The sequence below is a fragment of the Streptomyces javensis genome (genome assembly GCF_039525925.1).
GTDB lineage: Bacteria > Actinomycetota > Actinomycetes > Streptomycetales > Streptomycetaceae > Streptomyces > Streptomyces asiaticus.
In genome coordinates, this window is sequence record NZ_BAAAIF010000021.1 from 93,103 (window position 1) to 118,750 (window position 25,648).

General features: G+C 72.5%; 20 protein-coding genes. 8 read left to right on the forward strand and 12 right to left on the reverse strand.

Annotation, left to right across the window (positions count from 1 at the left end; translation table 11 throughout):
- Positions 1 to 21: 21 nt before the first annotated feature.
- From ABD329_RS20760 to ABD329_RS20780, 5 genes are all read right to left on the reverse strand, one after another.
- A complete protein-coding gene (locus ABD329_RS20760) occupies positions 22 to 1,266 on the reverse strand; it encodes a beta-ketoacyl-[acyl-carrier-protein] synthase family protein (RefSeq protein WP_198279498.1) in 1,245 nt (414 codons plus the stop codon).
- Positions 1,267 to 1,319: 53 nt separating this feature from the next.
- Positions 1,320 to 1,571, reverse strand: coding sequence for an acyl carrier protein (locus tag ABD329_RS20765; protein WP_198279499.1), 252 nt, complete (start codon positions 1,569 to 1,571; stop codon positions 1,320 to 1,322).
- A gap of 141 nt (positions 1,572 to 1,712) precedes the next feature.
- Positions 1,713 to 2,897, reverse strand: coding sequence for a cytochrome P450 family protein (locus ABD329_RS20770; RefSeq protein ID WP_198279500.1), 1,185 nt, complete (start codon positions 2,895 to 2,897; stop codon positions 1,713 to 1,715).
- A gap of 30 nt (positions 2,898 to 2,927) precedes the next feature.
- The gene (gene ccrA / locus ABD329_RS20775; RefSeq protein ID WP_198279501.1) at positions 2,928 to 4,175 is read right to left on the reverse strand and encodes a crotonyl-CoA carboxylase/reductase; all 1,248 of its coding nucleotides are present in this window, start codon (positions 4,173 to 4,175) and stop codon (positions 2,928 to 2,930) included.
- Positions 4,176 to 4,278: 103 nt separating this feature from the next.
- A complete protein-coding gene (locus ABD329_RS20780; RefSeq protein WP_344316733.1) occupies positions 4,279 to 10,251 on the reverse strand; it encodes a type I polyketide synthase in 5,973 nt (1,990 codons plus the stop codon).
- A gap of 749 nt (positions 10,252 to 11,000) precedes the next feature.
- Between ABD329_RS20780 and ABD329_RS20785 the strand changes: the two genes are divergently transcribed.
- Together ABD329_RS20785 and ABD329_RS20790 are read left to right on the forward strand one after the other, a co-directional pair.
- Entirely contained in the window at positions 11,001 to 12,698 is a 1,698-nt protein-coding gene (locus ABD329_RS20785) for an AfsR/SARP family transcriptional regulator (RefSeq protein WP_198277506.1), read from the forward strand.
- A 24-nt stretch (positions 12,699 to 12,722) separates the two neighbouring features.
- Positions 12,723 to 13,940 carry a PP2C family protein-serine/threonine phosphatase gene (locus ABD329_RS20790; protein ID WP_309142735.1) on the forward strand — a complete coding sequence of 406 codons (1,218 nt, stop codon included), beginning with the start codon at positions 12,723 to 12,725 and terminating at the stop codon, positions 13,938 to 13,940.
- A 37-nt stretch (positions 13,941 to 13,977) separates the two neighbouring features.
- Here the strand turns inward: ABD329_RS20790 and ABD329_RS20795 are convergent, their stop codons facing one another.
- Positions 13,978 to 15,597 carry an ATP-binding cassette domain-containing protein gene (locus ABD329_RS20795; RefSeq protein WP_198277507.1) on the reverse strand — a complete coding sequence of 540 codons (1,620 nt, stop codon included), beginning with the start codon at positions 15,595 to 15,597 and terminating at the stop codon, positions 13,978 to 13,980.
- 143 nt (positions 15,598 to 15,740) lie between these two features.
- Here ABD329_RS20795 and ABD329_RS20800 point away from each other — a divergent pair, with 143 nt between their 5' ends.
- Positions 15,741 to 16,247 carry a Rieske (2Fe-2S) protein gene (locus tag ABD329_RS20800; RefSeq protein ID WP_198277508.1) on the forward strand — a complete coding sequence of 169 codons (507 nt, stop codon included), beginning with the start codon at positions 15,741 to 15,743 and terminating at the stop codon, positions 16,245 to 16,247.
- On the opposite strand, the gene ABD329_RS20805 is transcribed toward ABD329_RS20800, so the two are convergent.
- Positions 16,213 to 16,965 (reverse strand): cysteine hydrolase family protein, encoded by a 753-nt coding sequence (locus ABD329_RS20805; RefSeq protein WP_246618500.1) that lies wholly within the window; start codon positions 16,963 to 16,965, stop codon positions 16,213 to 16,215. The genes ABD329_RS20800 and ABD329_RS20805 overlap by 35 nt on opposite strands.
- Positions 16,966 to 17,021: 56 nt before the next feature.
- Between ABD329_RS20805 and ABD329_RS20810 the strand changes: the two genes are divergently transcribed.
- The gene (locus ABD329_RS20810) at positions 17,022 to 17,489 is read left to right on the forward strand and encodes a pyridoxamine 5'-phosphate oxidase family protein (protein ID WP_198277509.1); all 468 of its coding nucleotides are present in this window, start codon (positions 17,022 to 17,024) and stop codon (positions 17,487 to 17,489) included.
- 21 nt (positions 17,490 to 17,510) lie between these two features.
- On the opposite strand, the gene ABD329_RS20815 is transcribed toward ABD329_RS20810, so the two are convergent.
- Positions 17,511 to 18,416: a LysR family transcriptional regulator gene (locus tag ABD329_RS20815; RefSeq protein ID WP_138912483.1), complete on the reverse strand. Its 906-nt coding sequence runs from the start codon at positions 18,414 to 18,416 to the stop codon at positions 17,511 to 17,513.
- Between the two features lie 73 nt (positions 18,417 to 18,489).
- Here ABD329_RS20815 and ABD329_RS20820 point away from each other — a divergent pair, with 73 nt between their 5' ends.
- Entirely contained in the window at positions 18,490 to 19,497 is a 1,008-nt protein-coding gene (locus ABD329_RS20820) for a DMT family transporter (protein ID WP_198277510.1), read from the forward strand.
- Here ABD329_RS20820 and ABD329_RS20825 read toward each other — a convergent pair.
- Entirely contained in the window at positions 19,494 to 20,822 is a 1,329-nt protein-coding gene (locus ABD329_RS20825) for an aminotransferase class I/II-fold pyridoxal phosphate-dependent enzyme (RefSeq protein ID WP_344316734.1), read from the reverse strand. The genes ABD329_RS20820 and ABD329_RS20825 overlap by 4 nt on opposite strands.
- A 36-nt stretch (positions 20,823 to 20,858) precedes the next feature.
- Here ABD329_RS20825 and ABD329_RS20830 point away from each other — a divergent pair, with 36 nt between their 5' ends.
- A complete protein-coding gene (locus ABD329_RS20830; RefSeq protein ID WP_198277512.1) occupies positions 20,859 to 21,560 on the forward strand; it encodes a pyridoxamine 5'-phosphate oxidase family protein in 702 nt (233 codons plus the stop codon).
- Between the two features lie 64 nt (positions 21,561 to 21,624).
- Here ABD329_RS20830 and ABD329_RS20835 read toward each other — a convergent pair whose 3' ends face one another.
- A complete protein-coding gene (locus ABD329_RS20835; RefSeq protein ID WP_198277513.1) occupies positions 21,625 to 22,614 on the reverse strand; it encodes an EamA family transporter in 990 nt (329 codons plus the stop codon).
- Between the two features lie 49 nt (positions 22,615 to 22,663).
- Complete coding sequence (locus ABD329_RS20840) at positions 22,664 to 23,173, reverse strand: Clp protease N-terminal domain-containing protein (RefSeq protein ID WP_198277514.1); 510 nt, start codon at positions 23,171 to 23,173, stop codon at positions 22,664 to 22,666.
- Positions 23,174 to 23,409: 236 nt separating this feature from the next.
- On the opposite strand from ABD329_RS20840, the gene ABD329_RS20845 reads away from it, so the two are divergent.
- Positions 23,410 to 23,838 (forward strand): type II toxin-antitoxin system Rv0910 family toxin, encoded by a 429-nt coding sequence (locus ABD329_RS20845; RefSeq protein WP_198277515.1) that lies wholly within the window; start codon positions 23,410 to 23,412, stop codon positions 23,836 to 23,838.
- A gap of 64 nt (positions 23,839 to 23,902) precedes the next feature.
- On the opposite strand, the gene ABD329_RS20850 is transcribed toward ABD329_RS20845, so the two are convergent.
- Positions 23,903 to 24,574, reverse strand: coding sequence for a PadR family transcriptional regulator (locus ABD329_RS20850; protein ID WP_198281483.1), 672 nt, complete (start codon positions 24,572 to 24,574; stop codon positions 23,903 to 23,905).
- A 223-nt stretch (positions 24,575 to 24,797) separates the two neighbouring features.
- Here ABD329_RS20850 and ABD329_RS20855 point away from each other — a divergent pair, with 223 nt between their 5' ends.
- Positions 24,798 to 25,622: a PhzF family phenazine biosynthesis protein gene (locus ABD329_RS20855; RefSeq protein WP_198281484.1), complete on the forward strand. Its 825-nt coding sequence runs from the start codon at positions 24,798 to 24,800 to the stop codon at positions 25,620 to 25,622.
- Positions 25,623 to 25,648 lie beyond the last annotated feature (26 nt).

A 25,648-nucleotide genomic window follows, 5' to 3' on the forward strand; every position in this document is an offset into this window, starting at 1 on the left:
GGGACCGTCGCGTGCGGTCGTTCACCCGTGCCACGTCTGTTCCTCCTCGTAAGTGCCCAGGATCAGCACAGCGTTGTTTCCTCCGAAGGCGAGGCCGTTGTTCTGCACGACTCTCGGTTTGGCGGCGACGGCCTCATTGGGCACGCAGTCCAGGCCGCATTCGGGGTCGGTCTCGACATGGTTGATCGTGGGCGGGATGAACCCTTCGACGATGGCGAGCACACAGCCAATCGAGGCCAGCGCGCTCGCTGCACCCATGCTGTGACCGAGCATCGATTTCATGGAAATCGTGCGCGGGGCCGTATCCGCCCCGAACACCCGGCGCACGGCGGCGGCCTCGGTCACATCGTTGGCCCGGGTCCCGGTGCCATGGGCGGAGATGAAATCGACATCTCCGGGTCCCACTCCGGCATTCTCCAGCGCGAGCCGCATGCAGTCGGCCACGCTGTCCTCATCGGGTGCGACCGGATGGTGCGCATCGCAGTTCAAGGCGAACCCGAGCACTTCGGCGTGGATGCGGGCGCCCCGCGCCCGTGCGGACTCCAGATTCTCCAGGACCAGCACCCCCGCGCCCTCGCCGGTGAGAATTCCCTGACGGTCCTTGTCGAAGGGCCGGCACTTCTCGGGCGCGATGGTGCCGATCCGGTAGAAGCCGGTGAACGTCTTGCGGCAGAGCGCGTCGGCGCCGCCGCACAGCGCGTAGTCCACGTCCCCGGAGCGGATGGCGTCGTACCCGTAGCCGATGGCGTAGTTCCCGGCGGCGCAGGCGGTGGGCAGCGTGACCGCCTCCACCGAGCGCAGGCCCAGCTCGCGGGCCACCGCCGACGACAGCCGGCCCGCGGTGACCCGCTCGGCCACCACCGGGTCCATCGCCTCGGGCCCCTTCAGCACCTCGGTCTCGACCAGCCGGTCCATGTCCCGGGCCTCGCCGTCGGTGGTGCCGATCGCGGTCAGGCCCCGGCGGGCCCGCAGGTCCGCCTCCTCGAGCCCGGCGTCCTCGACGGCCATCCGGGCGGCCGACACCGAGAACTGGCCCGCCCGGCCCAGCGTGCGCAGGGGGACGTTGCGGATGTGGTCCTCGGGGGCGAAGCCCGTCACCTCGCACCCCATGGCGTGGGCGAATCCCTCGGTGTCGAACGCCGTGATGGGCCGCACCGCGCTGCGCCCGGAGCGCAGCCCGGTGAGGAATTCAGCCGTTCCGATACCGATACTGGATATCGCTCCCATACCGGTGACGACGACTCGGTGAGGGGCCTCACTCCGCATGATCCCGCTCTCTCCTCAACTCCCGGCCGGCCGATCGAAGTCCTGTTTCGCTCTTACTTTTCGCTCGCCTCGGCGACCACCGCGTAAATTCCGTCGAGATTCACCATGCGCGACATCTCCGCCTGGTCGATGGAGATTTCGAACGTCTTCTCCAGGGCGGCCAGGATCTCGATGGCCCGCAGGGAGTCGGCGTCGTGGTCCTCCTTCAGGAGGCTGCTGTCCGTCAATTCCTCCGGATCGATCTCGAGGATGTCGCAGACGATTTCCTTGATGTCATCGCGGCGCTCCTGCACAAGTGCGCTCATATGCTCTTCCTCTGCCTTCTTCGCATTTGTTGGGGCCGACGCTCCAGGACATTACGTTCGGCCGAGACGGGGATTCAAGAGTTTCGGACACATGTTGCCAACAACGCCCCACTGGTAATGGCGAGTTGTCCATGTTCCGGCTTATGCCATGCGCAGCGGCAGGCTTTCCAGCCCGCGCATCAGGGTGCTGCTGCGCCATTCCAGCTGTGCCACCGGAGTGGTGAGTTCGATCGTCTCGAAGCGGTCGAGCAGCTTGCTGAAGACGACTTCGGCCTCCAGCCGGGCCAGCGGCGCGCCGAGGCAGAAGTGGATGCCGTGCCCGAAGGAGACATGGCCCCGGGCGTCCCGCTTCAGATCCAGCCGGCCGGGCTGGGGGAACCGCTCCGGGTCATGGTTGGCCGAGTCGACGTTGACCATCACGAACTCGTCCCGCGGGATGAGTACGCCGCCGATCTCGACCGGCTCCTTGGTGAAGCGCATGGTCGCCTGGTTGACCGGGCTCTCGTAGCGCAGGAACTCCTCGATGGCCCCGGGCAGCAGGGAGCGGTCGGCGCGCAGGGCGGCGAACTGGTCGGGATGGGTCACCAGGGCCAGTGCGCCGTTGCCGATGAGGTTCACGGTGGTCTCATGGCCGGCCGCCAGCAACAGCACGGCCATCGCCGCTATTTCCTCGTCGTCCAGGGCCGACTCGCTGTCCTCGGTGGCGAGGGCGGAGATCATGTCGTCCCCGGGCGCCGCGCGTTTTGCGGCCACCAGCTCACGGATGTACGCGCCCATGGAGACGCTCGCGTCGCGGAAGACCTCGGGCTCGACCGCCAGGACGAACGCGTTGGTCCAGGACCTGAAGGTCCGCCGGTCCTCCTCCGGCACGCCGAGCAGTTCGCAGATCACGGTGATGGGCAGCGGGAAGGCCAGGGTCTCGATGAGGTCGACCGAATCCCGTCCCTGGACGGCGTCCAGCAATTGGTCGGTGATCTGCTCGATACGGGGCCGCAGCCGCTGCACCCGGCGCAGGGTGAAGCCCTTGTTCACCATGTGCCGCAGCCGCTGGTGCTCGGGCGGATCGGTGTTGAGCATGTGGTGGCTGAGCGCCTGGCTGAAGATCTCCTGATGGGCCTGGATCCCGCGGTCCCGCAGGATCCGCATGATCTGCCAGGAGTCCTTGGCGAACCGGGGGTCCGACAGCGCCTGGCGCACCGGCCCGTATCCGGTGACGAGCCACAGTCTGGTGCCGTTCGCCATCTCGAGCGGATGGACGGTGCGGGGGGCGGGCGCCGCCCCCGGCTCCGGTGCCGGCCGCTCGGCGGCATGAGGGGGTTGGTGCACGGTGTTCTCCTGGACGTATGGGTGGCCCGATCAGGCAGGCAGGGTGTTCATGCCGCGCTCGGGGGCGTTGACGAGGACGGACATATTGCCGCCCGGGTGGGTGTTGTCGTGCATCAGCTGGTGCAGCCGGCCGACTCCCTCGAAGTCGTCGCAGCGGGTGAGGCAGGGGTCGAGGACGCCCTCGCTCACCAGCTTGGTCACCTCGCGGAACTCCCGGGTGTTGGCGCCGTGCGAGCCCTGGAGCCGCTTGGACCGCATCCAGAGGTGGCGCAGGTCGATGTCCCCGTTGTAGCCGGAGGTGCCGCCGCAGATCACCACCATGCCGCCGGTGGCGCACAGATAGACGGAGGTGGGCAGGGTCGCCTGGCCACTGTGCTCGAAGACGATCCTCGGTGCGGCGCGCTCGCCGAGGATCTCCCAGATCCTCTTGCCGAACGCCCGCGCGCCGCGCAGGAAGCGGGCCATGCCCTCCTCGTCGTCCGCGTCGGGCAGCCGGCCCCAGTGGTCGAAGTCATTGCGGTTGATGACCCCCCGGGCGCCGAGTTCGAGGCAGAACTCGGCACGCCGGTCGTCGGACACCACGGCGATGGGGATGCCGCCGACCATCCGGGTCAGCTGGATGGCACTGGAGCCGAGGCCGCCCGCGCCGCCCCAGATGAGCACCGGGTCGCCGGGGCGCACCGTATTGCCCTGCCAGCCGAAGAGCTGGCGGTAGGCGGTGGGCGCCGAGAGCATGAAGCAGGCCGCCGCCTCCCAGGAGAGGTTCTCCGGCTTGGGGTGGCACTGGACCTCGTTGACCAGGCAGAACTGGGCGAAGGAGCCGTAGTTGGTCTCATACCCCCAGGCCAGGGCGGAGCTGGAGAACGGGGGCTCGCCACTGAGGCGGATGTCCTCGGCCGTCTCGTCCCACTGCCCTCCGGAGAGGACCACTTGGTCTCCGGGCCGGACGTGGCGGACGCCGGGGCCGACCGCCCACACCACCCCGGAGCCCTCCGAACCGCCGATGTGGAAGTCCTCCGGGAGCCCGAACTTCTGCCGTGCGGCGATGACGTCGACGGGCTGGCCGCTGGCGGCCCAGACGTTGTTGTAGTTGATGCCCGCGGCCATCACATAGACCAGCACCTGGCCGGGTCCGACGGCGGGGACGTCGACCACCTCGGTGCGGAACGCCTTGACCGGCTCTCCGAAGCGGTCCTGACGGATGAGGGAGGCGTACATCTGCTGGGGGACCTCGCCCAGCGGGGGCAGTTCACCGAGCTCGTAGAGGGATTTGACCATGAAAGGGGCTCCTCGTTCACATGCTGGGTTCAGGTGCTGGGTTCAGGCGCCGCGGACGACGGGGCGCGGACCGCGGGAGACAGGGCGCGGACCCGGTGCGGGCTCATCGGGGGGCGAGGGTGTCCGCCAGCCACGTCCGGACGGCCTCGGCGGTGCGCGGGGCGTGTTCCTGCATCATCGAGTAGTGGTTGCCGGGGGTCGGGACCGTGATGTCCACGTGCTCCGGCGGCGGTGTGACGGCCCCGGTCCCGGGGTTGAGCACGGCCTGCTCCTCGGCCCGTACCAGCAGGGTGGGCACGGAGAGGGCTGGGATGTCGTCCCACTGGTGGAACATCGGCAGGTAGCGGCCCATGGCCGTGAGCTCCTCGGGCGGGACCTCCAAGTCCCCCTCCCGCTCGTGGTGCTGGTTCATCATCGTGGAGAAGACCCGGTTGTCCTCGCGGTGGCGCAGGCTGAAGCTGTCCAGCATCACCACCGCGGCGGGCGGGCGGCCGAGTTCCTCGAGCCGCGCCGCGGTGCCGTGGGCGACCCAGCCACCGGAGGAGTAGCCGAGCAGGACGAACGGCGTGTCGCCCGCGGTGTCGAGCACCGTCCGCGCCTGGGTGGCGAAGAGCGTGTCGAGGTCGGCGGGGAGCGGCTCGCCCTTGGCGAAACCGGGGTGGGAGAGCGCCCACAGGTCCCGGACGCCCCGGAAGGGCGCGGCGAAGCGCGCGTACTGGTGGGCGCCCGCGGGTGCGACATAGGGGGTGAGGCAGATGAGCGAGGGCCGGTCCGGGCCCTCCGCCAGACGCACCGGTACCGGCCGGGTGGCCGGTTCGTCCGGGGCGGTGTAGGCGGGGCGCAGCCGTCCCGCGACATGCAGCATCTTCACCGCCTCGTCCACGTGGCCGTGGGCGCAGGCGTAGTTGTAGAGCTGGACCAGGGTGTCGTCGGACGCCGTGGTGGGGGCGGCGGGGGCTTCGGCGGGGGTGCCCGCCGCGTCGGCGGCGTCGGCCTCGGCGGCCGGCGGCGCCACGTTGGACCATACGTATCCGGCGAGTTCGCGCGGGGTCGGGTGGTTGAAGGCGATGGTCGCGGGCAGTCGCAGCCCCACCGCGGTGCCGAGGCGGTTGCGCAGCTGGACCGCCGAGACGGAGTCGAGTCCCATCTCGAGGAACGGGCGGTCGGGGTCGACGTCCTCGGGCGAGCCGTGCCCCAGGACCTCGGCGAGCCGGTCGCGGACCAGCTCCAGGACCCGGGCCCGCTGCTCATCCGGGGTGGCGGAGGCCAGGTCGCGCTGCCAGTCCTCGGGCGTCCGCGGCGCGCCGGAGCCGTCGCCCTCGCCGGTCGGCTCGGTGGCCGGTCCGTCGAGGCGCTCCATCAGCGCCAGCGCCTCCGGGATCCCGGCCAGCAGCGGTCGGCGGCGCGCGGACGCGTATCCGGTGGTGAACCGTTCCCAGTCCACGTCGGCCACCATGGTGACCGCGTCGCCGCGGTCCAGAGCCGTGCGCAGGACCTCCAGCTGGGTCCGCGGGTCGATGCCGCGCAGCCCCCAGAGCTCTCCGGTCTCGGCGGCGGCCTCCTCCTTGGTCATGCCGAGGCGGTCGAAGGCGCCGTCGGGCAGGCCGTGCCGCCGCAGGGTCTCCTGCGAGGCGTCCTCCACGGCCATACCGCCCCCGGTCCAGCCGGTCCAGGCGAGCGCGGTGGCGGGGAGGCCCCGGCTCCGGCGGTGCTCGGCGAGCGCGAGCAGGTAGGCGTTGGCCGCCCCGTAGTGGCCCTGGCGGCCGACGCCCCACACCGCGGAGACGGCCGAGAAGAGGATGAAGGCGTCCAGCCGGATGCCCATCTCCTCGGTGAGTTCGTGCAGATGGCGCGCGCCCTCGGCCTTCGCGGCGAAGACGTCGGAGAAGTCCTGTGGTGTGGTGTCGGCCAGGGCCTGGAGGCGGCCGATCCCCGCGCAGTGCACGACGGCGGTGAGCGGGTGGCGCCCGGGGACGTCGGCGAGCAGGTCGCGTACCGCGTCCCGGTCGCGCAGGTCGCAGGCGACCACGGTGACCTCGGTGCCGCGCGCCCTGAGCTCGGCCACGCGTTCCGCCACGCCCGGGGCCTCGGGGCCGCGCCGGCTGGCGAGCATCAGGTGCCCGGCGCCCTGGTCGGCCAGCCAGGTGGCGACATGACCGGCCAGCGCGCCGGTGCCACCGGTGATGAGGACCGTGCCGTCGGGGTCCGGCCGCCATCCGGCGGGGCCCGGTGCGGCGTCCGCCGCGCGCGTCAGGCGGCGGGTGAACACACCGGCGTCCCGGACGGCGAGCTGATCGTCGTCGCCGCCGGTGAGCAGGGCGGTGAGGGTGCGCACCGCGGCCGGGCCCGGCTCGGCGGGCAGGTCGATCACACCGCCCCACCGGTCGGGGTGCTCCAGGGCGAGCACCCGGCCCAGGGCCCAGGTCTGCGCCTGGACGGGGTGGGTCACCGGATCGCCGTCGCCGGTGGCGACGGCTCCCCGCGTGATCAGCCACAGGGGCACATCCGTCCCCGCGTCCCCGAGCGCCTGCATCAGCGCGGCGGTGTGCGCGGTGCCCGCCGGTACGCCGGGGGCGGCCTCGGACGGCGTGTCGTCGTCCAGCGCGAGGAGGGACACCACGCCGGAGAGCGGCCGGCCGGGGAGGAGGTCATGGATCCGGTCCGTGAGGGACGCCCGGTCGTCCTTGGCCTCGACCGACAGGGTCAGCACCGTCTCGGCGTGCCCGCGCACCGCGTCCATCACGGCCCGGGTGACGGCGTGTTCGGCGTGTTCCGCCGGTACGGCCACGAGCCAGGGGCCGCGGTCGCCCGCGGGGGCCGGGGGCGTCGGCCCGAGGGGTTCCCAGGCGATCCGGTAGCGCCAGTCCTCGGTACGGTGGCGCCGGTGCCAGGTGGCCATGGCCGGGAGGACGTCCGCGAGGGCGACGGCCCGGCCGTCGCCGGCCATGCCGAGGACACCGGTGAGCGCGGTGACGTCCTCGTCCTCCACGGCGCGCCAGAAGGAATCCCGTGCCGGGTCCGCGGCGGCGGACGACCGACCGGCCGCCGGTGCCGGGCCGGGAGCCGCGGCCTTGAGCCAGAAGCGCCGCCGCTGGAAGGGGTAGGTGGGCAAGTCCACCCGGGTGCGGGGCGGGTCGGGAAAGGCCGTGGTCCAGTCGACGTCGACCCCGGCCGCGTAGAGCTCGGCCACGGCGCGCCGGAAGCACATGGGCCCGTCCTCGTTCCGGCGCAGCGAGCCACCGGCCACCGCCGGGACCGCCGCGTCGAACGCCAGGTCCTGCACGGCCGCGGTGAGGAGCGGATGCGGACCGGCCTCCAGGAACGCCGTGTGCCCCTCGGCCAGCGCGGCCCGTACGGCCAGGTCGAAGCGCACGGTGCGGCGGGCGTTGTCGTACCAGTACCCGGCGTCCAGCCGCGCGGTGTCCACCGGCTCCCCGGTCACCGAGGAGTAGAACGGGATGTGCGTCGAACGCGGTGTCACGGCGGCCAGTCCCGAGACCAGTTCCTCGCGCAACGCCTCGACCTGCGCGGAGTGGCCCGCGGCGGCGGCGCCGCGGATCTTCCGCACCCGGACGCCTTCCGCCCGCACCTCTTCCAGCAGGGCGTCGACGGCCCCGGGGGTTCCGGAGACGGTGATCTGGGTGGGCCCGTTGACGGCCGCGACGGAGATCCCGCCGTCGTAGCCGCCGAGCCGGCGCTCCACCTCGTCCAGGGGCAGGTCCACCGCCGCCATGGCCCCGTTGCCGAGCAGCCGCATCAGGGCCCGGGTGCGGACGACCATGATCAGGGCGGCGTCCTCCAGGCCGAGGGCTCCGGCGACCACGGCGGCGGCCACCTCGCCCTGGGAGTGGCCGACGACGGCGGCCGGTTCCACACCGTGGGCCCGCCACAGCTCGGCCAGGGCGACCGACACCGCGAACGACACCGGCTGGAGCACTTCGGGCTCGTCCAGTGACGGGGCGCCGGGGCGCTGCCGCAGGATGTCCTCCACCGACCAGGTCACCAGGGGCGCGAAGGCGGCGTCGACCGCGCGGAGGGCACGGGCGAAGGTGGGCGACCAGTCGAGGAGGTCGGCGCCCATCCCGGGCCACTGGGCGCCCTGTCCGGGGAAGACGAACACGGGGCGGCCGAGGCCGGGGCGGGCGGCGCCGGTCACCGCGTGCTCGGCCGTCTCGCCCCGCTCGACGGCCGCGAGGAGGTCCAGATGAGCCTCCCGGTCCGATCCGATGAGCACCGCCCGGTGGGTGAAGGGCGAGCGGGTGGTGGCCAGGGCCGCTCCGATGTCGGTGACGGAGGCCGCGGTGTTCCGCGCCACCGTGGTCCGCAGCCGCCCGGCCTGCTCCCGCAGGGCGTCGGCGGAACGGGCGGACAGCACCCACGGCACCGCGGTGGCGGACGCGGGGGCGGCGTCGGTGGGCTCCGCGGCGGTCACCGGCGGTGGCTGCTCGACGACGAGGTGGGCGTTGGTCCCGGAGACGCCGAAGGACGACACGCCGGCCCGCCTGGGCTCCTCGCCTTCGGGCCAGGCGCGGCCGCTGTCCAGCACCCGCACCGCGCCCGTGTCCCACGGGACACGCCGGGAGGGGGTGTCGACGTGCAGGGTCTTCGGCAGCCACCGGTGCTCCATGGCCTTGACCATCTTGATGAGGCCGGCGACGCCGGAGGCCGCCTGGGTGTGCCCGATGTTGGACTTGACCGACCCCAGCCACAGCGGCCGGTCCGCGTCCCGGCCCTGGCCGTAGGTGGCCAGCAGCGCCTGCGCCTCGATGGTGTCGCCGAGGGGCGTGCCGGTGCCGTGGCCGTCGACCGCGTCCACCTGGCGTGGCTTCAGCCCGGCGTCGGCGAGCGCCTGCCGGATGACCCGTTCCTGGGAGGGCCCGTTGGGCGCGGAGAGCCCGTTGGAGGCGCCGTCCTGGTTCACCGCGGTGCCGCGGATCAGGGCGAGGACGCGGTGACCGGCGCGGCGGGCGTCGGCCAGCCGCTCCAGTACGAGGACCCCCGCTCCCTCGCCCCAGCCGGTGCCGTCCGCGGTGTCCGCGTACGCCTTGCACCTGCCGTCGGCCGCGTGCACCCGTTTGCGGGCGAAGTCGATGAAGGCGCCGGGGGAGGACATCAGCGCCACTCCCCCGCCGAGCGCCAGGTCGCACTCGCCGTCGCGCAGCGACCGGCACGCCTGGTGCAGGGCCACGAGCGAGGAGGAGCACGCGGTGTCCACGCTCACCGACGGGCCCTGGAGGCCCAGCACATAGGAGACCCGGCCGGACAGGACGCTCGCCGCGTTGCCGGAGATGAGGAATCCCTCGCTCTCCGCGGGGGGCTGGAAGAAGCGCGACAGATAGTCCTGCTCATTGGTGCCGATGAAGACCCCGGTGGAACTGCCGCGCAGGGTGTGCGGTGCTATGCCGGTCCGCTCCACCGCCTCCCAGGCCACTTCCAGCAGCAGCCGCTGCTGCGGGTCCATCGCCACGGCCTCGCGGGGTGAAATGCCGAAGAAATCCGCGTCGAAGTCGGCGACATCAGCGATGAAGGCTCCGGAACGGGTGTAGGAGGTGCCCATGTGCTCCGGGTCGGGGTGATAGAGACCCGCCACGTCCCATTCACGGTCCACCGGGAAGCCGGTGACGGCGTCGCCACCCTGCTCGAGGAACTCCCACAGCTCTTCGGGGGAGGTGATCCCGGCGGGGAAGCGGCAGGCCATTCCCACGATGGCGATGGGGTCCTCGGCCCGCTTCTCGTCCGCCAGTTGCCCTTCCGCCGGTTGCTCTTCCTCCAGTGCCTCTTCCGGGCCGGTGAGCCGGGTGAGCAGATGAGCGGCGAGCGCGGCGGGATCGGGGTGGTCGAAGACGGCGACGGAGGAGAGCGGAACACCGGTGGTCGCGGTGAGACTCCGCAGCAGGGCCGCCGCCTTGTCACGGACGAGCCCGAGCGCGCGGAAGGGGGTGTGGGCGTCGATGGACCGCGCGTCGCCGGTTTCCCGTTCTTCGGCGACCTTGCTGCACACGAGCCCGAGGAGAATCTCCAGCCGCTCGTGCCGCGGCAGCGGAGCCAGACGTTCCCGCAGTTCGTCCGGGGTCATTCCAGAACGGCTCACAGTAGCACTCCGAAAGAAGACAGCAAGACGGTTCCTCGCGATATGAGCCCGCGCTCTCCGCTTCCGGGAACCCTGGGAGACAACGGCGCGCGGCCATAGGAATTGCAGCGGCACCGGCGACCGGCGAACACCGGACCGCGAGCGGCGACAAGAGCGAACAAGCCGGTTGGCTTTACCCGGAGATCGCCCCTTGTCCGGCGGGCACGTGTTCCTCCGGAGTCGCGGATGTCATACGGCCGAAATTAGCACCGGCGGTGCGGGGATCACGAGCACGGCGATCAACGTGACCGGTAGTGTCCACGGGGCTTGCTGGGCAATTGGGCGTGGCGTAGCGTCGGCCGCCGCGCGCGCCGGGTGCGAACCATTTCCCGGGTCGACTTCCCGGGCGACTTCGCTGCTCGACTTCCCGATCAAGTTCCCGGGCAACTCCCCCATCAGCAAGGATGGTTTTCGGGCGAGTGCCGTGCAACGATCGCGCCGTGAAGTTCTACGTTCTGGGAGCCTTGCGAGTCTCCGACGGGGAAGGCCCGCCGATAACCCTGGTCGGGAGGCGGGACAGGGCGTTCTTGGCCGAACTCTTAGCCCATGCGGGACAATCGGTGTCGACCGATCACATTGTCGAGGCGACAACGCCGGATCCGCCTCCCACCAAACGGCTCAACGCGGTGCATGTCAGGGTGTCCCGGCTCAGGTCGCTTTTCCGGTCCCTGGCCGGACCGGACACCGTCACGTCCGTGATATCGACCCAGCCGGGTGGTTATCGGCTGGTGCCCGCCGAAGTCGACTCCGAGCAGTTCGAGAAGCTGCTCGCGGCCGCCATGCGGGAACGGGACAAGGGCTATCTCGACGGGGCGGCGGTCAGGCTCGAGCGAGCGCTGTCCCTCTGGGAAGGGGACGCGTTCAGCGACGCCGACGCGGGCGACTGCGTCGCGGCGGAGGCCGACCGGCTGGCCGAACTGCGGCTGGTCGCCCTTGAGGAGCAGACCGATGTGATGCTGGCCATGGGAGCCCACGCCCAGGTGGTGGGCAGGCTCAAGCCGCTCATCGAGCGGTATCCGCTGCGCGAGACCCTGTACCGCCATCTGATGTCGGCCCTCCACCAGTCGGGCCGGCCGGCCGAGGCGCTGGCCGTCTACGCCGATCTGCGGGCCAAGCTCGCCGAGGAGCTCGGCACCGAGCCCACCCCCGATGTGCAGCGCCTGTACCGGGCCCTGCTGTCCCCGCAGCCGAAGCACCACGGATCGACCGCCGGGTGGCCGCCGTTCGCGACGCCGGCCGGACGCCGGGCGCCCTCCCAACTCCCCGGCGACATAGCCGACTTCGTGCCCTGTGAGACCACGGACGTGCTGGCGCCCGCCTTGACGGCGAGCGACCGCACCGCCACGGCCGTCACCGCCATCACCGGCCAGGGCGGAGCGGGAAAGACGGCGACCGCCGTCCATCTGGCGCACCGGCTGCGCCCCTGGTTCCCGGACGGCCAGCTCTACGTCGACCTCGGGGGCAGCACCAGGCACCCCATCGATCCCGCGGCGGCGCTCGCCCAGATGCTTCTCGCCCTGGACCACCCGATGTCGGCGCTGCCCGAGGGGATCGGGGCCCAGGCCGCCTGCTTCCGTGACAGCCTCCGCGGCCGGCGCGTCCTCACGGTGCTCGACGACGCGGCCGACGAGGCGCAGGTCCGGCATCTGCTGCCGGGCAATGTGGAGAGCGCGGTCATCATCACCAGCCGGGCGCGGCTCACCAGCCTCCCCTTCACCTCCCGGGTCGAGCACGACGAGATGAGCCTGCACCAGGCCCTGATGCTCTTCCGGCGGGTCCTGGGCATCTCGAGGGTGGACCGCGACCTCGCGGCGGCCCGCGAGGTGGCGCGGCTGTGCGGCTGTCTGCCGCTCGCCCTGCGCATCGCCGCGGCCAGGCTCGCGGCCCGGTCCCATTGGAGTTTCGGCGACCTCGTCCACCGGCTGACACACCGGCCCAGGCCGCTGGACGAGCTCACCCATGGCCCGCTGAGCGTGCGTTCCTGCTTCGCCCCGGCCTACCACCGCCTGGCCGAGGACGATCGCCGTCTGTTCCGGATGCTCGGGCTGTCCGGTGTCCGGATGCTGTCCGCGCCCCCGGGGACCGAGCTGCCGAGCCTCGCCGTGCCCGACGTGGCGGAGGCGCTGGAACGGCTGGCGGACACCCGGCTGCTGAAGGTCGTCCACACGGGCGGTCCCGGCGCCGTGCCGCGGTTCTGGCTGCACGGCCTGGTCTCCGCCTACGCCCGGGAGCGGGCGGAGACGGAGGCGTCGGAGATCGAACGCGCGGCGGCCCAGGAGCTGCGGCGCCTGGAGGACCGGGAAGCCGCCGTCCCGGTGCTTCCGGCGGCGATCGGCCGGGTCCTCGCCGGCCGGCACGGATCATGGGGCCCGGTGGGGAGGGAGCCCCTGTAGCGGGGAGGGTGCACAGTGGAAGACGTGGGAGTTCGCCGACGGCTGACCGATCTGACGAGGCCATGGCAGCCTGGGTACGCCTTGGTGGCGATCCCCGTCGGGCTGATCGTGGCGATCACCGTCGTCGATCTGCTGACCCCGTCCGGTATCCATCTCGGCCCGCTGCTGGTGGTCGCCCCGGCCATCACCCCGTCGTTCGCCGGCCCCCGGACCACCGGGCTGATCGGCGCGCTGGCGGTGGCCGCCCAGATACTCATCGCGGCGCTGCGCGGCGGCTTCGACGTCAACCACCAGGTGCAGATCGCGGCCCTCGCCGTGCTCTCGCTGCTCATCACGGCCTACGCCCGGGAGCAGCGACGGCGCCACCGTGAGCTGGCCCGGGTGCGGTCCGTGTCCGAGGCCACTCAGCGGGTCGTACTGCGGCCGCTGCCGCACCGGCTGGGCCCGCTGCGGGTCGCCTCGCTGTATATGGCGGCCGAGGACGAGGCGCAGATCGGCGGGGACCTGTACGCCGCGACCCGGGTGAAGGAGTGCACCCGGCTGATCATCGGGGATGTCCGGGGCAAGGGGCTGACCTCCATCAGCGACGCGTCGGTGCTGATGGGCGCCTTCCGGGAGGCCGCCCATCTGACCCCCGACCTGCTGGAGCTCACCGACGTCCTGGAGCGCAGCGTCTGCCGGCACCTGGCCGAGCACATCGCCACCGCGAATGTCGAGCACGGCGGTGCCGAGCAGCCGCGGCCGGAAGCGGACGAGGAGCTGCGCGAGCACTTCATCACCGCCCTGCTGGTGGACATCCCGGACGAGGGCGCGGTGATGTTCATGGCCAACTGCGGGCATCCGCCGCCCCTGCTGCTGCGGGAGGGTGGCCGGGTGACCACCCTGCACCCGGCCAATCCCGGACCGCCGCTGGGCATGTGCGAACTCCCCAGGAGCTCGGGCGACCCCGGCACGCCCGAGACCATGCCCTTCGAGGACGGCGACACACTGCTGCTCTACACGGACGGGGTGATCGAGGCCCGCGCCCCCGACGGGTCCTTCTATCCGCTGGTCCAGCGGGTCGCGCAGTGGTGCGGCTCCGGTCCCGAGGGGCTGCTGCACCACATCCGCCGCGATCTGCTGGCCCATGTCGGCGGGCGGCTCGGCGATGACGCCGCCATGGTGGTCATCCAGCGCTCGCCCGCGCTCCACCCGGTCCAGCAGCTGAAGAAGATGGTGCCGGCCAACAGCGCCCACCGCTGATGAACGACCGCCCCTCGCGCCACTGCCCGCGGAGCGCTCAGCGGACCCGGTCGACGCGGCGCTCGTCCCAGACCGGCTCCGCCGTCTCGCGGACGACGCCGTCCGACCCGAAGACCAGGAAGCGGTCGAAGGACCGCGCGAACCAGCGGTCGTGGGTGACCGCGAGCACCGTGCCCTCGTAGGCTCCGAGCCCGTCCTGGAGCGCCTCGGCCGACTCCAGGTCCAGGTTGTCCGTGGGCTCGTCCAGCAGCAGCGCCGTCGTCCCGGCCAGTTCGAGCAGCAGGATCTGGAACCGGGCCTGCTGACCGCCCGAGAGCCGGTCGAAGGTCTGGTCGCCCTGGCGGTCGAGCTCATAGCGCCGTAGCGCGCTCATCGCGCGTCCCCGGTCCCGGGCGTGTTCGGTCCACAGGATGTCGACCAGCGTGCGCCCGAAGAGCTCCGGATGGGCGTGGGTCTGGGCGAAGTGGCCGGGCACGACACGCGCGCCCAGCTTCCACTCGCCCCGGTGGGCGACGTCCTGGCCCGCCAGGAGCCGCAGGAAGTGGGACTTGCCCGAGCCGTTGGAGCCCAGTACGGCCACCCGCTCGCCGTAGAAGACCTCCAGGTCGAAGGGGCGCATCAGCCCCTCGAGCTCCAGCCCCCGGCAGGTCAGCGCCCGCACCCCGGTGCGCCCGCCCGCGAGCCGCATGGTGATGTCCTGCTTGCGCGGCGGCTCCGGTGGCGGCCCGGCCTCCTCGAACTTGCGCAGCCGGGTCTTGGCGGCCTGGTAGCGGGAGGCCATCTCGTCGCTGCGGGCCGCGTACCGCTGCATGTCCAGCACCAGCCGTTTGAGCTGGGCGTGCTTCTCGTCCCAGCGCCGCCGGAGCTCCTCGAAGCGCTCGAACCGCTCCTCGCGGGCGTCGTGGTAGGTGGCGAAGCCGCCGCCGTGCACCCACACATCGCTGCCCGCCGGGCTCGGCTCGACGCTGACGATCCGGGCGGCCGCGCGTGCCAGCAGCTCGCGGTCGTGGCTGATGAACAGCACGGTCTTACGGGTCTCGCGCAGCCGCTCCTCCAGCCACTGCTTGCCCGGCACATCCAGATAGTTGTCCGGCTCGTCCAGCAGCAGCACATCGTCGGGCCCGCGCAGCAGCGCCTCCAGCACCAGCCGCTTCTGCTCGCCGCCGCTGAGCGTGCGCACCTCGCGCCACTGGGCCCGTTCGTACGGCACTCCGAGCGCCGCGGTGGTGCACATGTCCCACACCGTCTCGGCCTCGTAGCCGCGCGCCTCGGCCCAGTCGCTCAGGCTCTGGGCGTAGGCCAGCTGGGCGGCCTCGTCGTCCCGCTCCATGATCGCCAGCTCGGCCTCGTCCACCGCGCGGGCGGCCTCGCGGATCCGGGGCTGGGCCACCGAGACCAGCAGGTCGCGCACCGTCCGCTCATCGCGCACCGAGCCGATGAACTGCGGCATCACCCCGAGGGAGCCGCTGACCGTGACCGTGCCGCCGTGCGGCTCCACCTCGCCGGAGACCAGCCGCAGCAGTGTGGTCTTGCCCGCCCCGTTGGGCCCGACCAGAGCGGCCACCGTGCCCTCGGCTACGCGGAACGACACATCGCCGAGCAGCAGCCGTCCGTCGGGCAGGAAGTAGGCGAGGTGCGCGGCCTCCAGATGTCCCATGGACCGACATTCTCATGGCTCGGCCGGGCGGTCGGCAAAGCGATTTCCGAGCCTGCGGCGCGATGATGCGCGGGGCGGCTGAACGCGGCGGCCCCGCCGTCCGTATGGAACGGTGAATCGTCCCCCGAGCAGGAGGCACCACCATGACGCAGTCGGCAATCCCCGGGCAGGGCACCACCCGCCGTGCCGTCGTCACCGCGGCCGGAGCGGCCGGGCTGGCCGCCACGCTTGCCGCATGCGGCAAGGACGACGACGGCGGTTCGGGCGGCGGCAGCGCGGACAGCGCCCAGGACGCCGGGGGCGCGCAGCCGTCGCAGAGCGGGTCGCAGAGCGCGGAGGGCGGCCAGTCGGGCGGCGGGGACGGCATGGAACTCGCCAAGACCTCCCAGATCCCCGAGGGCGGCGGCATGGTCTTCAAGGACCACAAGGTCGTGGTGACCCAGCCCAAGGCGGGTGACTTCAAGGCGTTCTCGTCGATCTGTACGCACCAGGGGTGCTCGGTCGGCGATGTGAGCGGCGGCACCATCAACTGTCCCTGCCACCAGAGCAAGTTCGACATCAACGACGGCAGTGTGAAGGGCGGTCCGGCGCAGAAGCCGCTGCCGGGCGCGCAGATCAAGGTGCAGGGAAGTTCGATCTGGATGGCGTGACGGCCGTCCGCCGCCAGCCGGCATCCACCTCGTCGGCCGTGGTGACGGCGGCCACGAGGGCGAGGGTGTGGCGGACCATCGCCGGGGTGTACGAGGCGGGCACCCCGGCGATCGCGTCCTCGGGCACCACGGCCGTATAGCCGAGGTTGACCGCGTCGAAGACGGCGGCCGGGATCGCCACATTGGCCGACACGCCGGTGATGACCAGCGTGCGGCAGCCCAGGTTGCGCAGCAGCGCGTCCACCTCGGTCCCGGCGATCGGCGAGAGACCGTGCAGCCGCCGTACGACCAGGTCCTCGGGGGCCACCGGGACCGGTTCGGCGATCTCCACCGCCGCGCTTCCGGTGAGCTGCCGGACCGGCAACCGCTCGACGGCCCGGAACAGCGGTGCGTTGCGGCTCGCGCCGCGTCCGTCGGCGCGTCGCTCGGCCACCGCGTGCAGCACCTGGACGCCCGTGTCGTGGGCGGCCGCCACCAACTGGGCGACACGCCCGAGCGCGCCGGACTCCTGGGCCACGGCGGCCAGTTCGGGCAGCGCGCTGTCCGGCCCCACCACGCCCTGCTGGCATTCGACGGTGAGCAGGGCGCAGCCTTCCGGCCGGAGCAGTTCCACGAGGTCTTCGCGGGGGCGCGGAGGCGCGGCGCCTTCGCGCGGGGGCACGGCGTCTTCGCGGGGGCTCGGGGTCACGGCGCGGGAGAGTAGCGTCCCTTGCGTCATCAAGGAAGAGCCATCATCCTGTGCCGCACAACGGGTTACCGGGAGGTACAGGTCGGATGACCGTCACTCAGCGGCGGGGACGCCGCATCATGATGAGCCAGGACGAGCTGGACGCCTTCCTCGCCGAACAGCGCACCTGCCGGGTGGCGACCGTGTCCGCGGACGGACGGCCGCATATCAGCCCGCTGTGGTTCTGCTGGGACGGCACCGCCCTGTGGCTGTACTCCCTGACCCGCAGCCGCCGCTGGGCCGAGCTGCGCCGCGATCCGCGGCTCGCGGTGGTGGTCGACGACGGGCACGAGTACGGCGAACTGCGCGGGGTGGAACTCTCCGGCGAGGCGGTCCCCGTGGGCGAGGAGCCGCGCACCGGCGTGTCGTGCCCCGAACTCGACGCGCCGGAGCGGATGTTCGCGGCGAAGTACTTCGGCCTGGACGCCATGCCGCACGACGGTCGCCACGCCTGGCTGCGGCTGGTCCCCGAGGCGGTCCGCTCCTGGGACTTCCGCAAGATGCCGCGGGGCTGAGCGGCCCGGATCAGGAGAGGGTCAGTCGATGATCTTCTCGCCGACCGACCGCAGCACCTCGACCGCCGCCCGGATCGACGGCCTGCGGTCGGCGTCGGCGCGCCAGATCGCGTAGATGTGCCGCCGCATCGTGGGCTGGCTGACGGGCACCATCCGCACCCCCTCGGGCACCGGACCGCGGCCCAGCCGGGGCACCACGGCGATGCCCAGCCCGGCGGCGATCAGCGAGAGCTGGGTGTGGTGCTCATGCGCGGTGTGCCGGATCCTCGGCTCGATGCCCTTGCCGCGCAGGGTCACCATCAGCCAGTCGTAGCAGAACCCGCCCTTGGGCCAGGAGATCCACTCGTCGTCCACGAAGTCCTCCGGCTCGACCGCGTGCCGGTCGGCGAGGGGGTGGTCGGCGGGCATCGCGACATCCACCGGATCGTCCAGCAGGGCGGCCTTCACCAGCCCGCCGGGCATCGGCAGCGGTTTGTTGTACCAGTCCAGGACCACGGCCAGATCGATGTCGCCGCGCACCACCGAGGGCACCGACTCATCGGGCTCCATCTCCTGGAGCCGCACGTTCAGCTGCGGATGCTCGGTGCGCAGCCGGCTCAGCGCGTCCGGGAAGAGACCGCGGACGGCGGTCGGGAACGCGCCCAGCAGCAGCTCGCCGACGGCGTGGCCGCGCTGTGCCTCCAGATCCGCCTGGGCCAGCTCCACCTGGGAGAGGATGCGCGCCGCGTGGTCGGCGAGCAGCCGCCCGGCGTCGGTGAGCCGGATCCCGCGCCCGTTCTTGGCGAGCAGTTGCTGTCCGGTCTCCCGCTCCAGCTTGGCGAGTTGCTGCGAGACGGCGGAGGTGGTGACATGCAGCCCCTCGGCCGCCCCGCTCACGGATCCGTGGCGGGCCACGGCGTACAGCGTGCGGAGGCGATCCAGGTTCATGTAAGAAATACTACGCGATACCGCGAACGAATTCTCGCTTGTCCTAAGAGGTTGCAGCCCACATCGTAATGGCATGACCTCAGTCGCCGCCTCGGCGCCCCCTGCCGCCGCCTCCACCGCGGGGCCGTCCCCCGAACCCGTCCGCCGACCGCTCCTCGACTGGCGCATCCGCTTCGGCGCGCTCTCCCTGGTCTGGGGTTTCAGCTTTCTCTTCATCAAGGTGGGCAATGAGGCGTTCGCCCCCTTGTACGTCACGCTCGGGCGGATGCTGTTCGGCACCGCCGTGCTGCTGGTGACGCTGGTGGTGAAGCGGGAGCGACTGCCGCGCGGGGCGCGGGTCTGGGGCCATCTGGCGGTGGCGGCGTTCTTCCTGAACGCGCTGCCGTTCTCGCTGTTCGCCTACGCCGAGCTGACCATCCCCTCCACCCTGGCCGGGATCTGCAACGCCGCCTCGCCGCTGTGGGGGATGCTGCTCGCGGTGGTCGTGGTCTCCGACGACCGGCCGACCCGTCAGCGTGTCGCGGGTCTCGGGCTCGGCTTCATCGGCGTGTTGATCGTGCTGGGCGCCTGGCAGGGCTTCTCCGGCCAGGATCCGCTGGGCACGGCGCTGGCGCTGATCGCCTCGGCCAGCTATGCGGTCGGCTGGCAGTACGTCCGGCGCACGCTGAGCGACACGGGCCACTCCCATCTGTCGATGTCCGGTGGGCAGCTGCTGCTCGGCACGGTGCAACTCGCCCTGGTGGCACCGGTGTTCGCGCCGACGCCCACCTCCTTCCCGGTCCTGCCCCTGCTCTCGGTGCTCGCCCTGGGCGCGCTGGGCACCGGGGTGGCGTTCCTGGTCCAGTACGGGCTCGTCGACGAGGTCGGCCCGACGACGGCGATGATGGTCACGTACTTCGTCCCGGTGATCGCCACCACCGCGGGCGTGGCGATCCTCGGGGAACACCTCACCTGGAACACGCCGGTGGGCGCCGTGATCGTCCTCATCGGCGCGGCCCTGACCCAGCGGCGCCCCGGCGCGTCCCGGACCCCGTCCGGCGGCCGTTCGCGGACCGTACGGATCCATCGCACAAGTTCCTAGCCCAGCCGTCCCGACGGCGTCGCTCCCACCGCCGCGGCCACCGCGTCGGCGACCGCCCCGATCTCGTCGGCGGCCAGCGGCGAGACCGTCAGCCGCACCCCCGGTGGCGAGGCCACGCGGAAGCGCGCCCCGGGGGCGACGGCCCAGCCCGCCGCCAGCAGCCGGGCGACCGCGCCGGTCTCGTCCGGGACCGGCACCCATACGTTCATCCCGCCGCGCCCGTGCGCGGCGATCCCCCGCTCGCGCAGCGCCCGCACCAGCGCGGCGCGCCGCGTGTCGTACGACGCCGCCACCGCCGCCGGGTCGACCGCGCCCGTCCGCCACAGCCAGGCGACCGCGTCCTGCAACAGATGGCTGACCCAGCCAGGGCCCAGCCGCTGGCGGCCGCGCACCCGGTCCAGGGTGACGGCGTCGCCGGTGAGCACGGCGAGCCGCAGATCCGGGCCGTACGCCTTGGCGGTGGAGCGGACCAGCGCCCAGTGGTCGGTGCCCCCGGCCAGGGGGCGCAGGGGGACGTCCACGATGCCGTGCCCGTGGTCGTCCTCGATCAGCAGCACATCGGGGTGGCCGGCGAGTACGCCCCGCAGCTCATGTGCGCGTGTCGCGCTCACCGCCGCGCCCGTCGGGTTCTGCGCCCGGTCGGTGACCACCAGCGCCCGCGCGCCCTGGGCCAGCGCGTGCTCCACCCGCTCGGGCAGCGGTCCGTCGTCGTCGACCCCTACGGGCACGGCGCGCAGTCCGAGCGCCGGGATCAGATCGAGCAGACTGCCCCACCCGGGGTCCTCGACGGCGACCGCGTCACCGGGCCGCAGATGCGCGGCCAGCACCCGCTCGATCGCGTCGAGCGAGCCGGAGGTGACGGCGACCGGCCCGGGCGGCACCCCGTCCGCGTCGAGGGCGGCCCTGGCGAGCTCGGCCACCTCGGGGACGACGTCCGGCGCGCCGTACAGCGTGGGGCGCTCCGCCGCGCGCGCCGCGGCCGCCGCGAGCGGCGCGCCGAGCGCGGGCAGCAGCGCGGGGTCGGGGTTGCCGCTCGACAGATCGCGCGCACCGGCGGCGTCGACGCCGATCCACTCGCGGGGCGTGCTGGACGGGCGGGAGCGCACCCGGCTGCCCCGGCGCCCCGCCGTCTCGATCACGCCCCGTTCGCGCAGCACGCGATACGCGGCCGCGACCGTATGGGGATTCACGCCCAGCCGCTCGGCCAACTCCCGCAAGGGTGGCAGCAGTTGGCCCGGCGGCAGCCCGCCGACGCCGACCCCGCGCTCCACACTGGCCGCGATCTCGGCTGCGCGACGACCTGCGATCGGATATTCTCCTAGCACAAACGCTATTTTGCACTAGCGCAATGGAGGACGCAAATGCCCGCCCCGGACGCCACCGCCGCGACCAACGCGCCCGACAACGCCTACCGGCCGACCGACCGCACCGTGCCCACCCGCTCCCGCGAGCGCGCCTCGTACGACCGGGAGGTGGTGCACGCGATTCTCGACGAGGGCTACGTCTGCCATCTGGGCTTCATACGCGAGGGCGCCCCCGTCGTCCTGCCGACCCTCTACGGCCGGGTCGGGGAGCGGCTGTACATCCATGGCTCGACGGGGGCGCGGCCGCTGCGCATGGCGGGCGGGTCGGGCGCCGAGGAGCCGGGGCTGCCGGTGTGTCTCACCGTCACCCATGTCGACGGGCTGGTCCTGGCCCGTTCGGCGTTCCACCACTCCATCAACTACCGCTCGGTGGTGGTGCACGGCACCGCCCGCCCGGTGACCGATCCGGCCGAGCGCACCGCGGCCCTGGACGCCCTGGTGGACCATGTGGTGCCGGGCCGGGCCGCCGACTCCCGGCCCGCCAACGCCAAGGAACTGGCCGCCACCGCCGTGCTCCGCCTGGACCTCGAAGAGGTCTCCGCGAAGGTCCGCACCGGCGGGCCCAACGACGACGCCGAGGACCTGGAGCTCCCCCACTGGAGCGGCGTGGTGCCGGTCGCCCGCACCTACGGCGCGCCGGTCCCCGCCGACGACCTCGCACCCGACACGCCGGTGCCCGGCTACCTCACCCGGCTCTGACCGGGCCGCCCCGCCGCCCTCAGGGGCTTCGTTCATGTCGTCGCGCGCAGGGCGGCGGGGCCGGTCATCCCCCCGCCGTGAACTCCCGCTCCCCCTCCACCGGCGCCGAGGCCGCCACCGGCTCCGCCGCGGCGGCCTTCGGGGTGGAGGTCTGGGCGATCAGAGCCCCGGCCAGCACCACCACACCGCCGACGACCTGCGCCACGCCCAGGTGCTCATCCAGCAGCACCCATGCCAGAACGGTCGCGATCACCGCCTCCAGACAGGCCACCACCCCGGCCACCTGCGGTGAGAGCCGACGCACCGACACCACCCCGGTGAGATACGCGAGCACCGTCGCCACCAGCACGATCCAGGCGAGCAGCGCCCACGCGGGGACACGGGCGCCCGCCAGGTCGGCGCGCCCGGCGAGGACCGTCCAGTCCATCTCCCAGGGGCGGCCGACCACGGTCAGCACCACGGCCCCGATCAGCAGTCCGTGGGCGATGACACCGAGCGGATCCGCCGGGTCCTGGCCGTCGCTGCCGTGATCGGAGAGGACGAAGTAGCCCACCTGGCAGAACGCCGCGCCGAAGGCGAGCAGCACTCCGAGGGGCGCGAAGCTCAGCCCGGACCAGACCTCCACCACACAGGTGAGCCCGCCGACGGCCAGCACGACCCCGAGCGCCGCGGCACGGCTCACCGGCCGGCGCTGGACGAACCGCACCCACCCGAGCACCAGCGCGGGCGCGAAGTATTCGATGAGCAGCGCCACGCCGACGGGGATGCGGGAGAGCGCCGCGAAGTAGCACGCCTGCACCCCCGCCACGGCCAGCAGACCGAACCCCACCAGCAGTCCGGGGCGGCGGGTCAGCAGCCCTCGATGGCGCCAGGCCAGGGGCAGCAGGACCAGGGCCGCGCCCGTCACCCGCAGCCAGGTGACCTCGAGCGGCGCGAGCCCCGCCTCGATCAGCGGTTTGGCGGCGACACCCGACCCGCCGAACGTGAACGCCGACAGCAGGGCGAGCCCCAGGCCGGCATTCCTCTGCCGTGAGTGATCTCCGGATACGCGCACCCGGCCATCATGTCAGCCCACGTCAGCACCGTCACCCCTATGACTACTGTCAGATTTCCCCCTCCAACGCGGTGACCAGTGGCGCGACGGCGACACCCGCGCGCCGCAGTACCTCCATGGCACGACACTCCCGGTCATGGACGAGCGCGGCGAGGAGATCGAGGCCGTCGGCGCGGGACGCGCCACGGGAGACGGCGCGACGCACCGCCGTCTCGAGGGCGGCCGCCGCGGCGGGCGACCATCCGGCCGGCCCGCTCCCCGCCGACCGCGCCGTCCCCGAGCCCTCGACGCCGCCGCTCCACCGGAGCCCGTACCCGATGGCGCGCTGGACCAGATACCCCAGCAGCCGGCTCACCTGGGGCGAGCCACCGGGAAACGCGTCCCGTACGTCCGGGTCGGACTCCAGGAGGCCGTGCAGCAGATGGGCGGTGTCGATCTGCGCGTCACCGTCGCGCACGGCGCGCCGGCGGGCTCCCGCGATCACGGCGGCCACCACGTCGCTCACCCGGTCCTCGCATCCGGTGTCGTCCTGGCCGGCGGAAAGGGTAGGACTTCGCACACTCTCACCCCATCAGTCCCCGCACGCCGGAGCATCCTCGCCGGGAAGCATGTGCGCATCCCACCGTGGTTGTGCGTGGATGACCGGTTCTCCTCCTCGGGGAGGAGAGGGGCGGAGAGCGACCCCGATGGACGGGAACTGATGACCCGTCAGTATTGAATGTTCCGCGACCCGGGGCTACGTTGCCGGGCACCGTCACACCACACCCCGCAGCAACGCGCCGAAGGGACTCCCCCATGGCCGAGGTCAGCGCGCAGACACGCATCGAGGCACCGGCCGAGAAGGTCTGGGCCCGGCTGACGGACTTCTCCGCGTACGGCGACTGGAACGCCACCCACACCAGCTTCCCGCAGGGCGGTCCGGCCACGTTGGAGGTGGGGGCCACCTATCAGGAGAACATGAAGCTGATGGGCTTTCCGGCCGAGGCGACCTGGACCATCGAGGAGTGCGAACCGGCCCGGCTGCTGACCACCCGGGGCAAGGGCCCGATGGGCGTGAACCTCGCCATGCGGTACTCGCTGACACCGGACGGCGACGCCACGACGGTGCGTGTCGACGGGGAGTTCACCGGGGCGGCGGTCTCCTTGATGGCCGGGAAGCTGAAGGACTCGGCGAGCACCGCGCTCAATGAATCACTGCGCAAGCTGAGCGCACTGGTCGTCTGAACTCCCCCGCGCCCCCCGTCCCGCTCCGCCGCCCCCGCGCGGCCGCACCCCCGTCCGGCGGGGCTCAGCCCTCGCCGCCGCGCTCGGCGCCGCCGTTCGCCTCCTCCTGCTCGGCGAGGATGAGGTACAGCCGCTTGCGCGACTCATTGATGACGGAGACGGCCTTCTGCCGCTGCTCCGCACTGCCGGTCCGCCAGACCTGGGCGAACGCCTCCATCAGCCCGAAGCCCGCCTGGCGGACCTCCTGCATGGCCTCCCAGTCGATACCGCGCCCGGCCTCCTCCCACGGAGCGGCGGGCACCGCCTCGGCCTCGGTGCGGCCGGCGTCGGTGAGCGCGAACAGCTTCTTGCCGCCCTCGCTCTCGCTGCCGATCAGCCCCTCGTCCTCGAGCAGCTGAAGGGTGGGGTACACCGAGCCGGGGCTGGGCCGCCAGGCTCCCCCGCTGCGCTCGGTGATCTCCTGGATCATCTCGTAGCCGTGCATCGGGCGGTCCTTCAGCAGGGCCAGGATCGAGGCGCGCACATCGCCGCGCCGCGCCCGGCCGCGCATCCCCCGGCCACCCGGTCCGCCGCGGCCACGGCCGCCGAACGGGGGGCCGCCGAAGGGCGGACCGTCGAATCCGGGGCCGAACGGACCGAACGCCGCGCGCCGCCCCTCACGCCCCTCGCCTTCACCCCAGCCACGCTGGCCGGGTCCGCAGTGCTCACGTCCGTGTCCATGCCCATGAGAACGCATCGTGACGCTCCTTTCTATCGTCGATCCATCACGACACCTCAACGATATATCGGAACCGATCGGATGCCAACCCCCTTCTCCCATCACGCCGAGACTCCCGGACGCCCCGAGATCCGATTCCCGCACCGCGGCTCCCCATCACGAGCCATCCCCCACATCAAAAGAAGCCACATCAGAGGAATTGGCCATGGCTCACCCGCCGCCCGCCGCCTACGGTCGGCTTATGCGGATACGAATCGTCGACGCGTTCACCGACCGCCCCTTCGCCGGCAACCCGGCCGGGGTCGTCCTCCTCGACACCGACGCCTTCCCGGACGACCACTGGCTCCAGCAGGTCGCCGCCGAGGTCAACCTCGCCGAGACCGCCTTCGCCCACCCCCTCCCCCGGGCCGCGGAGGCCGACTGGGCGCTGCGCTGGTTCACCCCGGTCACCGAGGCACCCATGTGCGGCCATGCCACGCTCGCCACCACTCATGTCCTCAAAGCCACGGGGGCCGCGACCGGCACGGTCCGCTTCGCCACCCTCAGCGGGGTGCTGTCGGCGACGGCCGACGACGGCGGCTCGATCACACTGGACTTCCCCACCGCCTCACTGACCGAGCTGCCGGTGCCCGAGCAGACGGCCGAGGTCGGCGCGGCGCTCGGCACCCAGATCGTGTCCGCCCATCACGCCGGCCCGTTCATCGACGACCTCCTGATCGAGGTGGCCGACGAGAAGACCGTGCGCGCCCTGGCCCCCGACCTCGCCGCGCTCAAGCGGATCAGCCACCGGGGCATCATCGTGACCGCGGCCGCCGAGGACTCCGGGCGCGGCTATGACTTCGTCTCGCGGATGTTCGCCCCGGGCGTCGGCATCGACGAGGACCCGGTCACCGGCAGCGCGCATACCGCGCTCGCGCCCTACTGGTCGGCCCGGTTCGGCCGCGACGAGCTGACCGGGCTCCAGGCGTCCGCGCGCACCGGCCTGGTCCGCACCGCGCTGCGCGGCGACCGTACGCTGCTGACGGGCGGCGCCGTCACCGTCATCGACGGCGAGCTGCTCAGCTGAGGCCCGTCACACGGCGCCGGACGGCG

Bases quoted from the DNA above. Each gene is read 5' to 3' on its own strand.
- ABD329_RS20760 (WP_198279498.1), bottom strand. From the start codon at position 1,266: ATGCGGAGTGAGGCCCCTCACCGAGTCGTCGTCACCGGTATGGGAGCG.
- ABD329_RS20765 (WP_198279499.1), bottom strand. From the start codon at position 1,571: ATGAGCGCACTTGTGCAGGAGCGCCGCGATGACATCAAGGAAATCGTC.
- ccrA (WP_198279501.1), bottom strand. From the start codon at position 4,175: ATGGTCAAATCCCTCTACGAGCTCGGTGAACTGCCCCCGCTGGGCGAG.
- ABD329_RS20780 (WP_344316733.1), bottom strand. From the start codon at position 10,251: ATGACCCCGGACGAACTGCGGGAACGTCTGGCTCCGCTGCCGCGGCAC.
- ABD329_RS20795 (WP_198277507.1), bottom strand. From the start codon at position 15,597: ATGGGACATCTGGAGGCCGCGCACCTCGCCTACTTCCTGCCCGACGGA.
- ABD329_RS20800 (WP_198277508.1), top strand. From the start codon at position 15,741: ATGACGCAGTCGGCAATCCCCGGGCAGGGCACCACCCGCCGTGCCGTC.
- ABD329_RS20805 (WP_246618500.1), bottom strand. From the start codon at position 16,965: ATGACGCAAGGGACGCTACTCTCCCGCGCCGTGACCCCGAGCCCCCGC.
- ABD329_RS20810 (WP_198277509.1), top strand. From the start codon at position 17,022: ATGACCGTCACTCAGCGGCGGGGACGCCGCATCATGATGAGCCAGGAC.
- ABD329_RS20815 (WP_138912483.1), bottom strand. From the start codon at position 18,416: ATGAACCTGGATCGCCTCCGCACGCTGTACGCCGTGGCCCGCCACGGA.
- ABD329_RS20820 (WP_198277510.1), top strand. From the start codon at position 18,490: ATGACCTCAGTCGCCGCCTCGGCGCCCCCTGCCGCCGCCTCCACCGCG.
- ABD329_RS20830 (WP_198277512.1), top strand. From the start codon at position 20,859: ATGCCCGCCCCGGACGCCACCGCCGCGACCAACGCGCCCGACAACGCC.
- ABD329_RS20845 (WP_198277515.1), top strand. From the start codon at position 23,410: ATGGCCGAGGTCAGCGCGCAGACACGCATCGAGGCACCGGCCGAGAAG.
- ABD329_RS20850 (WP_198281483.1), bottom strand. From the start codon at position 24,574: ATGCGTTCTCATGGGCATGGACACGGACGTGAGCACTGCGGACCCGGC.
- ABD329_RS20855 (WP_198281484.1), top strand. From the start codon at position 24,798: ATGCGGATACGAATCGTCGACGCGTTCACCGACCGCCCCTTCGCCGGC.